The following is a 12,611-nucleotide window of genomic DNA, read 5'->3' as shown; positions in this document are numbered from 1 at the left end:
AAAATACAAAACGGGCGTTCAAACCGCGAACGCCCAACGTCGCCCCTTTCAGAGCGACCAGCTTTTCACATCTCCCCCTTGTTGCCCCTTGATATGATGTGAAAAGCGAAACTTCCTTTCGGATCATGGTGGTATCAAGGTCCTTCGTGACGCTCAGCGGGTGGTGCTGTCCCCGGCTGGGGGTCCCAAATGATGTTCGTCAGAACTCCTGAAAAAAACATGAGAGCGGCGATAAGTATGAATGCAGCAATGCTTATAAGTGCCCAGTTAACGCCGCGATATGCTTTTGCAGTATCTTCACGAACTACCCGTTCTTCACCATTGATCGAAATAACATCTTTTGCCATAACTCCCTCCTCGATCTCGTGTCAAATACCAAGGCCGCTGGCCTGCAGAATAACGGGCAATGGGCGTGCCATTCCACGTAAAGGTTGTAAATGCAGTAAGTTAGCGAGTGATTATGTCGCGCACGGTGGAATGCTCGGTAACATTGCGTACCACTTTAATACACTCTAAAGATAAGACTGATCTCTTTGTGAGAAGATTACGTTCGCAGCTAAGAGAAATGGATTATCACGGCTTCTTTTCCCATTCGGCCTGCCATTTGCGCATTTGGGTTATCTCGCCGGTCTGATCCTTTTTGATCGTTTCAGCAAGTTTCTTTAGATCGCCGAACTCTTTCCTGGCTTTCAGGGCTGCTGCCATCTTTACGGCGCCTTCGTGATGCGGGATCATCTGCCGAATGAACTCAAGATCAAATTCACTGCCCTTTAGTCCGCCGAGTTTCTTAAGATCCATGTCGTCCATTCCTTCCCGCATTCCGGGAAGATCCATGTTCACTGCCGGCGGCTTACCATCAAACCAATTTGCACGCCAGCGACGCATCTCAGCTATCTCGCGCTCCTGTGCATTAATGATGCCCTCGGCAAAGGTGAGCATTTGTTTGTTATCGGTACGTTCCTTTGCAAGGCGGGCCATATCTATTGCTCCCTGATGGTGAGCGATCATTGTATCAATGAACTGCAGTTCCTGGGGGGCATCGGCAGCACCCGGAGAACTTTCCATCTTTGAATGATCCATAGATGAATGGTCCATTGAGCCGTGATCGACTGCAGAATTGGAGCTTTTCGGATCAAGATGTGCTGAATGGTCATGGCCGTCATTTTCCCCGTGTCCACTGCAGCCGATGGAAAACAAAAAGAAAAGAATCAATGCTGTGTATCTCATATATCAGAAAGCTGTTTGATCTATTTGCCTACAGGATAGAATCGCCAGTTCGTCTTAAAATCTCGTGTTAGCGGCTGTTTGGTCAATATGGCTCGTACCATTTCTACCGGTATAGATCCTTCTTTCAAGATCGCGTCGTGAAACTGCCGGTCTGTCATCTTCTTCGATCCGACAAGGTCTTTATGTAGCTGATAAAATTGCAGTCCGCCCATCATATAGGCCATCTGATAAAGCGGGCCGTAATCGCCAGAAAATGAGCGCCGAACTTCAGCCAGAGCGTTCTCGCGTTCATGGCCAACCTTGTTAACAAGCAGATCTACACATTCCTGCGGCGTCCATTTGCCAAGGTGAAAGTTAAGCGAGAAGATTATCCTTGCCGCACGATGTGAGCGCCAGAAGAGAGCTCCAATCTTATCCTCAGGCGTTTTGACGAAACCTCGATCCCAAAGAATGAATTCCCAATACAACGCCCAACCTTCTCCCCAAAAGGGCGTGCGAAATGGCCCTCGATACGTTCGGTAGCGGCGATTCATAAACTGCTGCATATGATGGCCAGGGATAAGCTCGTGATGCGTAACGGCCCGGGCAAAATGTGGGTTATTGCCGCGGAGCGACATCATCTTTTGCTCGTGCGTCATCGTGTCGGTCGGATACGCAACGATTATAGTTTCGCCGCCGAGAAAGAATGGCGCGACCAATTGTCTTTCCGGCGACATCATCTCCATTCGCCATGTCTCTTCCATTTCAGGCGTTACGGTAACAAGGTCGTTCTTTTTTACATACTCGATCGCTTCACGAGCCTGATCGCGAATGAGTGCTGGCTGTTTGCCCGGCTCAACATATTTTCGCTTGACGGCCTCGATCGCCTTCATATAATCGTCGCCAAAGCCCATCTCACGTGAGGCTTTCTTGAACTCAGCCACGCACCATTCGAATTCTTTGTTGGCGATCTCGACAAGTTCTTCGGGGGAATACGGGATCATCTCATATTCCAGCTCGCGGATAAGAGCTTCACGTCCGATCGGGTCGCCGATGATGGTCGTCCTGTCGTCCGGTGAGATGCCGACCAGGCGATTTGATACAAATTCTGTATATCGCTGCAGTGCCTGGTCCGCGGCCTCATAAGGTTTCTTGTTCCACCAGGAAAATGTTGGGTCGTAACCGTTATGAAAGTTGTACCAGTTCCGAAGAGTTGTCCTTAGCGATTGAAGCGTGCGAACCGCCCGATACGCGACAGTTTGCTTCGGTTTCGCGTATGTCCCATTCTCAAATGACCGCTGTGTATCCCGGATCTTGGCCGCTAAAGCGTCGAGCGTCTCTGCGGTCTTTTCGGCATCGATCGTTTCCAGGCGCCGCCGCTGGTCTTCCAGATCGCTGATCACCTGTGCGAATTGTACGATCATCAGCATCTCATTGAACTGCTCCAGACTGCGGTCAAGCTCTGCAAGTTCGCGCCGGAGGTGATTCTGAAACAGAATGTAGTCAACTTGTTCGTGATATTCTAACCGGGCAAAATCCAAACGCTGCAGGTCAGCCAGTCGGTCAGAATAAAGACGCCGAAAGCGTTCGCGACGCGCCTCAGATGTTTCCGCCGAATACCATCTATTGAATGCTCCGCGGTCCTGCTCGAAGTTTTCGATGATCTGCCGAAGCCGAGAGGGGGCTTCGGTAACGATGCTTTGTCCAAACCCATTGGACGAGGAAGCAAACACGAAGACGAAAAAGATCGTGAGATATTTGGTCATAGAATTCAATTCCAGGTAAAAGGTATGGAAAAGCCAACAGCTATAACCTAATAGCTATTGGCTTAAACTCAAAATCCACTGTGTCCAAATATGATATGTTAACGTCTGCTACAACAAACTCTCATCCTTGGTAAGCCAACGTCGAAGCTCTGAGCACTGCCGCCATACATAGCAAGAACTCCTGCCTTGTCGCCAATGCATCACTCTGGACGTAAAGTATTAGGCTCAGGACTGGATGTCTCGGACCGTTTTTTGCGGGTGACTTTCAGTACTTATTTCAACTTTTTAAATATAGTTACGTATCAATCCATTTTGTACAGCTTTTCGAGCTTACGGTACAAATACATAGGCGGTTGCGCCAACGGCGATCTGGTCGTTGTAGCCGCCGGTGATAAGAACGCCTCCCTCCTTCATAAGAGTGGCGGTTGAAAATGATGAATAGCCCGAAAGCTTACCTTCTGCCAGTTCGGATCTGCCGGTTTCCGGATCAAACAATTCGGCACGATCCGCGCCGCCGGCGATCAATATCTTTCCATTCGGCAGAAGTATGGATGTTCCTATGTGTTTGAACCGCTCCATTTTCATTTCGCCAACACCAGAGAACTTATTTTTTGCGGGATCGAACGCCTCGACCGAGCGATACTTCCCTGCGCTGTCGCGTTCATTTGAACCGCCTATGATCAGAACACGACCGTCTTTAATAAGGACGGCATCGTGCTTGTGACGTTTGATTGTCATCTCTCCTGCGGCAGAGAAGCGGCCGGACTTTGGATCACGGCCACCGTGTTCTGTCCGGATTGCTTTGAAACGATCAGCGTGACGGCCGGCCGGCCATTCAAACGGGCTTCGGAGCGGATCTCTTCGGCACCATCCTCAACGTAGCCAATATCCTTGACCTTTACTTGATAATCGCCGCGAGTCGCAACGACTACCTCATTAAACTCTTCCGGTTTGCGGATCTTTCCAAGCGTGCGGACGGCCGTCTCCTTTTGACCTTCGTCCAAGCGACCGGCAGGGAATTCAATGTTCTGAAGCCGCAGAGCTGCCGAAACCTCGGCCGGCGTTACGTTATATGAACGCATCTTGTCCGGATCGACCCAGACATTTATCTGCCGTTCCTGGCCGCCGATCATTGTTATCTGCCCGACGCCATTTATCGATTCGATCCTTTCCTTAATTCGTTCCTTTGCGACCTCGGTAACTTCGCGAAGAGCCGTCGGTCCGGACACGGTTACGCGCAAAACGGGTGCCGCGTCCGTATCTAGCTTAAGAACCGTCGGTTGCTCTGCGGTTTCAGGCAGATTTGGGATCACCTGCTGAACCTTTTGCTGGACCTCGTTAAAAGCTACCTCCACATCCTTCTCCAGAATGAACTGGACAAACACCTGCGAAATACCTTCTATCGACGACGAGCGCAGTTCATCGATCCCGCTGACCGTGTTAACGGCCTCTTCTATCTTTTCGGTGATCTCGGTCTCGATCTCTTCAGGCGATGCTCCCGGATTCACCACCGTAACTGTCAGTGTCGGAAAATCGATCTTTGGGAAAAGATCCACACCTAAGCTGAAGAATGAGAACACCCCGACCACGACGAGCGAGAGAATAAGCATCGTCGCGAATACCGGCCTTTTAACACAAATTTCGGCTAACCACTGCATAACTTCTCACTTGCTAAGATCCCGCGAAACCCCAAGCGTAAAACTAGAAACCCTGCCTCTTGAACTGCAACCTTCATTGCCTAACAAAAACACCGTCCGTCAATTGAGCGATGTTTGATACCGCGACCGTGTCGCCTTCGACAAGCCCGCGCTTTACCTGGATCATGTCATTCTCGAGCAGCCCAAGCTGGACGATCACCTCGCGGGCGGCACCGTCCTTAATAACGAATACGCTATTCGTATCGCCGACCGTACGGACCGCGGTCACGGGGATCATCACGGCCGGTTCCGGCTTGGATTGCGTGATGCGTACCGTGGCGAATTGGCCCGGTTTTAGTAGCCCGTCAACGTTCTGAACTTCTGCCTCAACGTTTAGAACGCGCGTGGTCGGGTTGAGGCTCGGAGCGATCCGGACCACCGAGCCTGCAAACTTCCGGTCAGGATACGCCGTTACCTGGACCGAAACGCCTTGTCCGGTCGCTACCTTGCCCACGTTGGCTTCAGGAATGTCGATCTTTACTCGAAGCGTCGATGTTCGGACGATAGTCGCGAGCTTCGCATTCGGCGTGTTCGGTGAGATATATTCGCCAACGTCCGCATTTCGTTCTGAAACATAGCCGCTGATCGGAGCGGTTACTATGGTGTCTGATACAGACTTCTGCGCCTGGTTAACTTGAGTTTGAGCCGTGGCAACTCCGGCACGAAGCGGTCCGACCGCCGCGCGAGCCGTATCTACCGCGGCACGAGCGGTGTCGATCGCTTTGATCGCGACCGCGGCATTAGAGCGTGCTTCATCCAGCTGACCTAGCAGGCTGTCGCGCTGCGATCTCCTTTGATCGTATAGCGCACGTGAGATATCACCCGTTGCCAAAAGCCGTTCTGCCCTTCGCAATTCTTTTTCCGCAAGTTCGAGTTGTGCTGTGATCGACTTGACCTGCGAAAAATCTTTTATCTGAAATGTTTGCCCATCCGCTATCCCAAGCCGTGCCTGTGTCTGCCGAAGGTTCGCGATCGCCTGTTCGACGTTTGCTTCTGCCTGCTGAACCGCTTGCCGCTGCTGTTCAAGCTGTGCACGTGCCTGCTCAAGCCTAATGTTCGCATCGCGCGGATCAAGCCGAACAAGCACCGCCCCCTGCTGAACGTAGCTTCCGATGTCAAAATTTACCTCAACGATTTTTCCGCCGACCGCGGGGGCAACGTCGCTCTGTGCGTCGCTCGCCAGATTGCCAGTCGCTTCGACATAGGTTGGGATGTTTACAAGCGTGGCCTGTGCCGTCGTAACTTCGACCGATGTTGCGGCCGCGTCAGTGTTCGTGTTTTTCTCAACGCGCGAACCGCATCCCGACGCAAAAGCTGAAACCAGTACCGCAAAAATTCCAGTTTGTATAATTGTTGATCTCATTTTTATTGCGTTTCCTAAGTGGCCGGTAAATACCTTAAGCCGCTCGGGTACTTATTCCATTGACCAGTATCTCCGCAAAATTCCGTGCAGCGGTTTCGGTGGTGATATCCAGAAGCGCTCGCTCCGGATCCCATAAAATATTGTTCAGTGAATGATGGATCAGCATTCCCATAAATGCTCTTACTGCTATGCGCGGATTTAGCCTCCGCATCGCGCCCGCCTTTTGACGTTTTTCGATGTAGCTGCCGATAAAATCGTAAAGACGTGAGATGAAATCGCGGACGAAATCACGCGCCATCTTGTGGTCCTCAAGCGCCGAATAAAAGACAAGTCGCATAAAATCCTGATCTGCCTGATGTTTTTCAAGCGCTCGGACCGCAAGCTGGTAGAAGACTTCCAGATCGTCATTACGCTCCATCGCTGCGAGCAGTTCCGAATTTCCTTCCCAAGGAAATTGGTGCTCGCCGCCTTCGCAAACTTTGCTATGAAGTATCGCCTGATACAGTTCGTCCTTTGAAGAAAAATGCCGGAAGATTATCGCTTCAGAGATGCCAGCGGCCTCGGCGATCTTTTTTGTCGTTGTGCCGCTGAAACCGTTCTTTGAAAATAGTTCTACCGCGGTCTCGATTATCTGTTCGCGCCGCTCATCACCGCTCATTCGGCTGGTCTTGTCACAATTGAATAATTCGCTGATCAAAAAACTCTCCCCGATCCGTAAAGTAAGTGCTTACTTACATAAGAAAACATAGACTTGCAAATGCATGAACCGCTTGTCAAGCGCTTGGTAAACTAAGACATAAAAAAGCCGAGCGAATGACTCAAAATTTCGCAAGCAATGGTCCGATGCTGAACCATTACCGAACTTTTTTTATCCAAATATCGTTACAACCTTTATAGTTCGCTGTATCATCAGAAACGGGTTCGCAAGATGCATTTTTGTTTGAACAGAGCGAATTTTTGGAGCGGAGGTTTCAAGAGAGAGATGTCAGAATTTGAAGAAGAGGTAAAAAAGGCGGAAAAGGAGCTTGAGCAAAGCCTTGTGCCGATCGAGAATGATCCGTTCGGGGATGCTCAGCGTGATGAATTTTTAGGAGATATAAAGATGCAGGCACAGGAATACGGGCAGAAGGTTCAGGATGCGGCCGCTCGGGCCAAAGACTATGCAAGCGAAAAACTGGCGTACGCAGAAGAGAAGTTCAAAGAGCTTCAAAATAAGGACCCGAAGGAATTGATCGAAGATGCGAAGGAATATGCTCGGCAGAAGCCGGGGCAGACGATTCTTATCTCTGCAGCGGTCGGATTGGTTATCGGCTGGCTTTTGAAAGGCCGAAAGTAGTCTTGCACACGAATGAAAAAAGGGTTCTTGCGAAACTTTCGCAAGAACCCTTTTTGCTTTTATCCGCGATAGGTCCGGACCGGCCTTACCTGTTTTCCACCGGCTATGAGGCTTGATCCATCGTATTCGATATCTCTTCTTCCAATTCATCGATCGCTTCGAGCAGGCGGATGAACCTTTGCCCGAAATCGGTGAATTCATACTCAACACGCAGTGGCACTTCCGGAAATGTGGTCTTCTCGAGTATCCCGAATCTGACAAGTTTTCGGAGCCTTTCATTTAGAACCTTTGTTGTTAGTCCGTCAACCGCACGTTCCATCGCACCCGGGCGATTTACGCCATTTTTTACGAGATCAAGAACCGAAAGCGACCACTTGCAGCGGATGATGTTCTCCACCATCCGGTGAACCTGTGGCCGTTCTGTCATTTTTTCACGCTTTGGCTCCATAAATTAACACCAAAAAGTAACCGGGTTACCAAAAAGTGCCCTCTTTTCAGGGTTTTCCGGCGATGCTATCTTCAGATCACTGCGTACAGCGCACATAAAAATTAGCTTGAGAAGGAGTAGTATATCAAATGAAGGTGAAAGCACTTTTTTATCATGCCGGATGTCCCGTTTGTGTCGATGCCGAACAGGCGCTCGCCGAGTCGATCGACCCTGCACGTTTTGACGTAGAGATAGTTCATCTAGGTGAGTTAAAAGACCGGATCGAAGAGGCCGAAGCACACGGCGTAAAGTCGGTCCCGGCAATGGTCATCGCCGGCAAACCGTATCACATAAACTTCGGAGCTTCTATCGCCGATCTGAAATAGCTATTAATCTATTAATAAAAATAGCGTCACCGTTCTTGCTGTTGCCGACTGTCACCTAGGAGAAAAGCTAGGTGAAATGCGCTCGTTTACCTTTCTCTACCCATAAAGATCCTCATTGGTTCCGCTCTGATAAATCGTTATTTTTGGCCGATTAGTAAATTAATATTGGGCTAATTCCGACATCTCAAATCAGGGGAGGGGGCTCCGTTTATTAGCCAAGATAAGGTATCATCAGGAATAGAAAAAAACGCCGTTTCGGAACAAAGTACCTAGTTTATATGCCAGAGAACAACCTATTTCATCTTGCTTTTCCCGTTGACGATCTTCAGAAGGCACGGGAATTTTATGGCGGGGTTCTTGAATGTGAAGAAGGTCGCAGCTCTGAATGCTGGATAAATTTCAACCTTTACGGCCATCAGATCGTTACCCATCTTGCAGAAAGTGGCGCCGGCGTCAAAGCAAGCAACAACGTAGATGCCGATCACGTTCCTGTACCGCATTTTGGGATCGTTCTTCCGATGGCCGAATGGAAGGCGTTGGCTGACAGGTTAAAGGCGAAAGGCGTCGAGTTCGTCATCGAGCCGAAGATCCGATTCGAGGGTGAGATCGGTGAACAGGCAACGATGTTCTTTCTCGATCCAAGCGGCAACGCCCTTGAGTTCAAAGGATTTGCAGATCTTTCGACGGTTTTCGCAAAGTGAACAAAGCTGAAATAGTGATTATCGGCGGCGGTGTAGTTGGGGCATCCGTCGCTTTTCATTTGACTGAACGGGGATACCGCGATGTACTTATTCTTGAACGGGCAAACGTGCAGGGAACTGGCTCTACCGGTGCTGCTACCGGCGGCGTCCGTGCTCAATTCGAGACCGACATCAACATCAGGATGTCGCTTTATTCGCTAGATTTTCTAAAGAATTGGGAGTTTGATTGCGAGTACGAACCGAAAGGATATCTTTTCTTTGCTACGACTAAAGACCAGCTCGAATATCTAAAGGCAAATACAGAGCGTCAGAGAGAACTCGGCGTTCGCGGGGTTTCTCCGGTCGATGTTGATGCGATAAAAGAGATCGTTCCCGGATTGCATTGTGAAGATATTGTCGGTGGTGTATTCGGAAAGCAGGACGGTTTTGTCAACCCGCTTGCGATAATGCGCGGATTCACTGAGGCTGCGTTAAGAAACGGTGCGAAGATCGAGTTTAACTGTGATGTTACATCCTTGATCTCGCAGCAGGGAAAGATCATTGGTGTCGAAACATCAAAAGGCCGCATTGATTGTGCAGGCGTCGTTGTTTGCAGCGGTGCGTGGGCACGTGAGATCGCGGCGACCGCGGGGATCAATGTCCCGGTCGAACCACAGCGGCGGCAGATCGTTTGGGCAAGGACAGAAGAACCGATCGATCCGCACTTGCCAATGGTCATAGATATTGGCTCGGGATTTCACTTTCGGCCGGCAAGGGATTTTCGCGGCGGGACATTCGATACTGAACGCGAAGTACTATTCGCATACCCCGATCCTGATGAGAGGTCAGGGTTCGATACCGATTTTAACGAAGGGTTTATTGACAAGGTTTATGCACATGCAAGACATAGAGCTCCTTTTTTAGCAGATAGCATTGTTTTGCGAGAGAAATGCCGAGCAGGACTCTATGAAAATACGCCGGATCATCATGCGATCCTCGGCGGGTGCGATGTCGATGGTCTATATCTTGCGGTCGGTTTCTCGGGACACGGCGTTATGCATTCTCCGGCGACGGGACGTGCGTTGGCTGAGATCATCTGCGATGGCCGCGCCAGATTTATTGATGTTTCCTGTCTTTCACTGGATCGGTTTAACAAAGGTGAATTGCTTCGAGAAGCCGCATTCATCTGAACTGCATTCTGATGACCGGGCAGATCGACTTAGTTGAGTTGCTCTTTTGCGTTAAATTCTAAATATGGTCACCGCTATTATTCATCATCCGATCTACGAAACGCATGATACGGGACCGGGGCATCCCGAAATGCCCGAGCGATATCGAGTTGTGATCGACGCGCTAAAACGCGATCGCGAGTTCTGGTTTTCACTAAAAGAGGTCACGCCAGCAAAGGCATCGCAAGGCTATGTCCAGGCGGCCCACACGAAGGAGCATTTCAAGAAGGTGGAGTCCGCATTTGCTGAAGGCAACGATCGGCTGGATGCCGACACAGTGATCTCATTGCAGTCATTTGATGCCGCGCTTTTCGCCGCAGGTGGAGCTATCGCCGCGGTTGATGAAGTTGTGTTAGGCCGGACACGAAATGCTTTTGTTGCCGTTCGCCCGCCTGGGCATCACGCGACCGCTGAACGAGCAATGGGATTCTGCCTTTTTAATAATGTTGCCGTTGCGGCTCGCTATGCGCAGAACAAATATCAGGAGATCGAACGCGTGGCGATAATCGATTGGGATGTGCACCACGGAAACGGGACTCAGGGCATCTTCTACTCCGATCCGAAAGTACACTTTTTCTCAATGCATCAATATCCTTGGTATCCCGGAACTGGTTCTCGTGGTGAGACCGGACAGGGTAAAGGCCTTGGCACAACGATGAACCTGCCGCTTCGAGCCCATACTTCCGTTTTTTGGAAAAGTGCCGCAGAGAAGGTGTTTGCAACATATGGCTAGATGTCCGAAAAGCAAATCTAACGGCTCAGGCATTTTACGCGAGTTTCGGTTTTGAAACCGTAGGTACGAGACGCGGTTTCTACAATGACCCTATCGATGATTCGCTGATAATGTGTCTGGTGTTGGACCGATATTTTTTGTTACGGGAAGTTAATATCTCTTGAATCCGGCAACGTATTCGGATAAGATGGGATTTACACAGGCGGATCAGGCAGTCGCCGGACTGCTTGTGAAAAACTTTGAAAAGTGAGGAACATTGCGCTATGGACATGTCGATTTCTGATCCGGTAAGGGACGAATTGCTGAAAACAAATCCAACATTTCGCGACCTTGTAAACCGGCATCAGAGTTACGAAGAGAGGCTCGCCCAATTGTCCGGCCTAACCTATCCCAGCGAAGACGAACAGCTAGAAGAATCCACACTTAAGAAAAAGAAATTGATGGTTAAAGACGAGATATATGCGATGATGCATGATTATCAAACGTCTCACTAGAGGTTTTTTTGACCATTTTCCATATGGCGGCGCTTCTGTGCCGCCTTTCATTTTATTTGCACGTACCTAAGCGATAAGCTGTGACCTTTCCAGGCAGGTTGAATATCATTATTCCATTGTCTGAGGCGACTGGCGCGGTGATCGGTGTTAAGTTATCGTCAAAATTTATTTTCCCAACGATCTTTCCCTTATCGGATTCGATTATATAAGCCGAGCCCTCACCAACAACACTAACTATAAGAAAATCAGATCCTGTTAATGGATCTCCAAGGATTCGTCCCGGAAGCCTTCGTTTCCATACAACGCTGCCGCGGGAAGCGGAGACCTTATAGAGAAAATTATCAACCGAGGCAGCAAGAATGTGCCCGTTTGCAGAAATGATGCTCTCAAAACGTCCGCCGCTTTTGAATGTCCAGATAACCTTTCCTGCTGCCGGATCAATGCGATAAAGCCTTCCTCTATCATCACCGAGATATATCGTTCCATTCGCATCGCGGGCAATGGATGTTGGAAGGCTGTCGCCGGGAAACCTGTCTAGTATTTCGCCTGTGATTAATGACACGTGCCGGATCACACTATCATCGGACGCGAATGTTGCACCGTCTTTGAACTTGATGGGACCAGCAGTTACGGCTCCCCCGATCAAGATATTCCATTCGCGTTTGAGGTCCAGATCAAATGCGTTCAGATTCCCGCTTGAGCCAATAGCCATTATTCGGCCATCGCCGGTTTGGAGCACATAAGAATCAGAGGCAGGCAGCTCAGTCATCGCGATCGGAAGACCGGTCATTGAACTTATTGACCGAAGGTGTACAGATTTTTTCCCGGTGCCGTTGGGGGATGACGCGGCGGAAACAAGATAGATCCGTTCGTTGTAGTAAACGGGACGTGAGATGATCTCTCCCCCTATCTCTACAGACCATTCTTTCGTACCGTCGTGCGAATTGACGGCTTCTAAACGTCCGCTTTGTCCTTTTAGAAGTAGTAAGGAGCCTGCGAGAGAACTCGTTACAGTATCGGGATCATCTGGTATATATTCCCAGCATTTTTCCGTTGTTATCGCCTTTGAGTCGTTTTCCTGCGCGATCGTATTTGTTTGGAAGAATGCAAAGATACAGGCCGCCGCGAGCGACCATCGCAGGATGAAGGCGGCATGTGGACCAAGAATCGTGAGGTTTATCAGCAAGGTCTTAATTTCAGGAACAGTAACGATCACGGCATATTTCAATAGTTTTTGAAGCCGTACTTGACCGTGATTGATTGATGAATGTAACATCCCCTAAAGTTTGCCTGA

16 protein-coding genes are annotated in these 12,611 nt (G+C 49.7%); 7 read left to right on the top strand and 9 right to left on the bottom strand.

From position 1 onward, the window contains the following. Window positions 1-134: 134 nt before the first annotated feature. The 7 genes from JVX88_RS08070 to JVX88_RS08040 form a co-directional block, all read right to left on the bottom strand. The gene (locus tag JVX88_RS08070; protein WP_211626825.1) at window positions 135-347 is read right to left on the bottom strand and encodes a hypothetical protein; all 213 of its coding nucleotides are present in this window, start codon (window positions 345-347) and stop codon (window positions 135-137) included. A gap of 226 nt (window positions 348-573) precedes the next feature. Beyond that, window positions 574-1,227, bottom strand: a complete 654-nt coding sequence (locus JVX88_RS08065) for a DUF305 domain-containing protein (protein WP_211626824.1) — start codon at window positions 1,225-1,227, stop codon at window positions 574-576. A gap of 20 nt (window positions 1,228-1,247) precedes the next feature. Next, window positions 1,248-2,972, bottom strand: a complete 1,725-nt coding sequence (locus JVX88_RS08060) for a DUF885 family protein (RefSeq protein ID WP_211626823.1) — start codon at window positions 2,970-2,972, stop codon at window positions 1,248-1,250. Between the two features lie 330 nt (window positions 2,973-3,302). After that, window positions 3,303-3,710, bottom strand: a complete 408-nt coding sequence (locus JVX88_RS08055; protein ID WP_211626822.1) for a kelch repeat-containing protein — start codon at window positions 3,708-3,710, stop codon at window positions 3,303-3,305. Continuing rightward, window positions 3,707-4,630, bottom strand: a complete 924-nt coding sequence (locus JVX88_RS08050; RefSeq protein WP_211626821.1) for an efflux RND transporter permease subunit — start codon at window positions 4,628-4,630, stop codon at window positions 3,707-3,709. The genes JVX88_RS08055 and JVX88_RS08050 overlap by 4 nt, the downstream gene beginning before the upstream one ends. Before the next feature lie 73 nt (window positions 4,631-4,703). Next, window positions 4,704-6,032, bottom strand: a complete 1,329-nt coding sequence (locus tag JVX88_RS08045; RefSeq protein WP_211626820.1) for an efflux RND transporter periplasmic adaptor subunit — start codon at window positions 6,030-6,032, stop codon at window positions 4,704-4,706. A 34-nt stretch (window positions 6,033-6,066) separates the two neighbouring features. Next, a complete protein-coding gene (locus JVX88_RS08040) occupies window positions 6,067-6,729 on the bottom strand; it encodes a TetR/AcrR family transcriptional regulator (RefSeq protein ID WP_211626819.1) in 663 nt (220 codons plus the stop codon). A 285-nt stretch (window positions 6,730-7,014) separates the two neighbouring features. On the opposite strand from JVX88_RS08040, the gene JVX88_RS08035 reads away from it, so the two are divergent. Continuing rightward, window positions 7,015-7,368, top strand: coding sequence for a YqjD family protein (locus JVX88_RS08035; RefSeq protein ID WP_211626818.1), 354 nt, complete (start codon window positions 7,015-7,017; stop codon window positions 7,366-7,368). Between the two features lie 103 nt (window positions 7,369-7,471). Here the strand turns inward: JVX88_RS08035 and JVX88_RS08030 are convergent, their stop codons facing one another. Beyond that, the gene (locus JVX88_RS08030; protein WP_211626817.1) at window positions 7,472-7,795 is read right to left on the bottom strand and encodes a winged helix-turn-helix transcriptional regulator; all 324 of its coding nucleotides are present in this window, start codon (window positions 7,793-7,795) and stop codon (window positions 7,472-7,474) included. 149 nt (window positions 7,796-7,944) lie between these two features. On the opposite strand from JVX88_RS08030, the gene JVX88_RS08025 reads away from it, so the two are divergent. The 6 genes from JVX88_RS08025 (at window position 7,945) to JVX88_RS08005 (ending at window position 11,317) form a co-directional block, all read left to right on the top strand. Then, the gene (locus JVX88_RS08025; protein ID WP_211626816.1) at window positions 7,945-8,181 is read left to right on the top strand and encodes a thioredoxin family protein; all 237 of its coding nucleotides are present in this window, start codon (window positions 7,945-7,947) and stop codon (window positions 8,179-8,181) included. Between the two features lie 278 nt (window positions 8,182-8,459). Then, the gene (locus tag JVX88_RS08020) at window positions 8,460-8,882 is read left to right on the top strand and encodes a VOC family protein (RefSeq protein WP_211626815.1); all 423 of its coding nucleotides are present in this window, start codon (window positions 8,460-8,462) and stop codon (window positions 8,880-8,882) included. Beyond that, a complete protein-coding gene (locus tag JVX88_RS08015; RefSeq protein ID WP_211626814.1) occupies window positions 8,879-10,051 on the top strand; it encodes an NAD(P)/FAD-dependent oxidoreductase in 1,173 nt (390 codons plus the stop codon). The genes JVX88_RS08020 and JVX88_RS08015 overlap by 4 nt, the downstream gene beginning before the upstream one ends. A 64-nt stretch (window positions 10,052-10,115) precedes the next feature. Then, the gene (locus tag JVX88_RS08010; protein WP_211626813.1) at window positions 10,116-10,823 is read left to right on the top strand and encodes a histone deacetylase family protein; all 708 of its coding nucleotides are present in this window, start codon (window positions 10,116-10,118) and stop codon (window positions 10,821-10,823) included. Continuing rightward, a complete protein-coding gene (locus JVX88_RS43920) occupies window positions 10,781-10,987 on the top strand; it encodes a GNAT family N-acetyltransferase (RefSeq protein WP_410503755.1) in 207 nt (68 codons plus the stop codon). Before JVX88_RS08010 ends, JVX88_RS43920 begins: the two co-directional genes overlap by 43 nt. A 99-nt stretch (window positions 10,988-11,086) precedes the next feature. Further along, window positions 11,087-11,317, top strand: coding sequence for a YdcH family protein (locus JVX88_RS08005; RefSeq protein WP_211626812.1), 231 nt, complete (start codon window positions 11,087-11,089; stop codon window positions 11,315-11,317). A gap of 52 nt (window positions 11,318-11,369) precedes the next feature. On the opposite strand, the gene JVX88_RS08000 is transcribed toward JVX88_RS08005, so the two are convergent. Continuing rightward, a complete protein-coding gene (locus JVX88_RS08000) occupies window positions 11,370-12,593 on the bottom strand; it encodes a PQQ-binding-like beta-propeller repeat protein (protein ID WP_211626811.1) in 1,224 nt (407 codons plus the stop codon). Between the last annotated feature and the right edge of the window lie 18 nt (window positions 12,594-12,611).

The sequence above is a fragment of the Leptolyngbya sp. 7M genome (assembly GCF_018128485.1).
The sequence above is the reverse complement of the archived record's forward strand: the minus strand, read 5'-3'. Positions and strand labels throughout refer to the sequence as shown.

Bases quoted from the DNA above. Each gene is read 5' to 3' on its own strand.
- JVX88_RS08070 (WP_211626825.1), bottom strand. From the start codon at position 347: ATGGCAAAAGATGTTATTTCGATCAATGGTGAAGAACGGGTAGTTCGT.
- JVX88_RS08065 (WP_211626824.1), bottom strand. From the start codon at position 1,227: ATGAGATACACAGCATTGATTCTTTTCTTTTTGTTTTCCATCGGCTGC.
- JVX88_RS08060 (WP_211626823.1), bottom strand. From the start codon at position 2,972: ATGACCAAATATCTCACGATCTTTTTCGTCTTCGTGTTTGCTTCCTCG.
- JVX88_RS08055 (WP_211626822.1), bottom strand. From the start codon at position 3,710: ATGACAATCAAACGTCACAAGCACGATGCCGTCCTTATTAAAGACGGT.
- JVX88_RS08050 (WP_211626821.1), bottom strand. From the start codon at position 4,630: ATGCAGTGGTTAGCCGAAATTTGTGTTAAAAGGCCGGTATTCGCGACG.
- JVX88_RS08045 (WP_211626820.1), bottom strand. From the start codon at position 6,032: ATGAGATCAACAATTATACAAACTGGAATTTTTGCGGTACTGGTTTCA.
- JVX88_RS08035 (WP_211626818.1), top strand. From the start codon at position 7,015: ATGTCAGAATTTGAAGAAGAGGTAAAAAAGGCGGAAAAGGAGCTTGAG.
- JVX88_RS08030 (WP_211626817.1), bottom strand. From the start codon at position 7,795: ATGACAGAACGGCCACAGGTTCACCGGATGGTGGAGAACATCATCCGC.
- JVX88_RS08025 (WP_211626816.1), top strand. From the start codon at position 7,945: ATGAAGGTGAAAGCACTTTTTTATCATGCCGGATGTCCCGTTTGTGTC.
- JVX88_RS08020 (WP_211626815.1), top strand. From the start codon at position 8,460: ATGCCAGAGAACAACCTATTTCATCTTGCTTTTCCCGTTGACGATCTT.
- JVX88_RS08010 (WP_211626813.1), top strand. From the start codon at position 10,116: ATGGTCACCGCTATTATTCATCATCCGATCTACGAAACGCATGATACG.
- JVX88_RS08005 (WP_211626812.1), top strand. From the start codon at position 11,087: ATGGACATGTCGATTTCTGATCCGGTAAGGGACGAATTGCTGAAAACA.
- JVX88_RS08000 (WP_211626811.1), bottom strand. From the start codon at position 12,593: ATGTTACATTCATCAATCAATCACGGTCAAGTACGGCTTCAAAAACTA.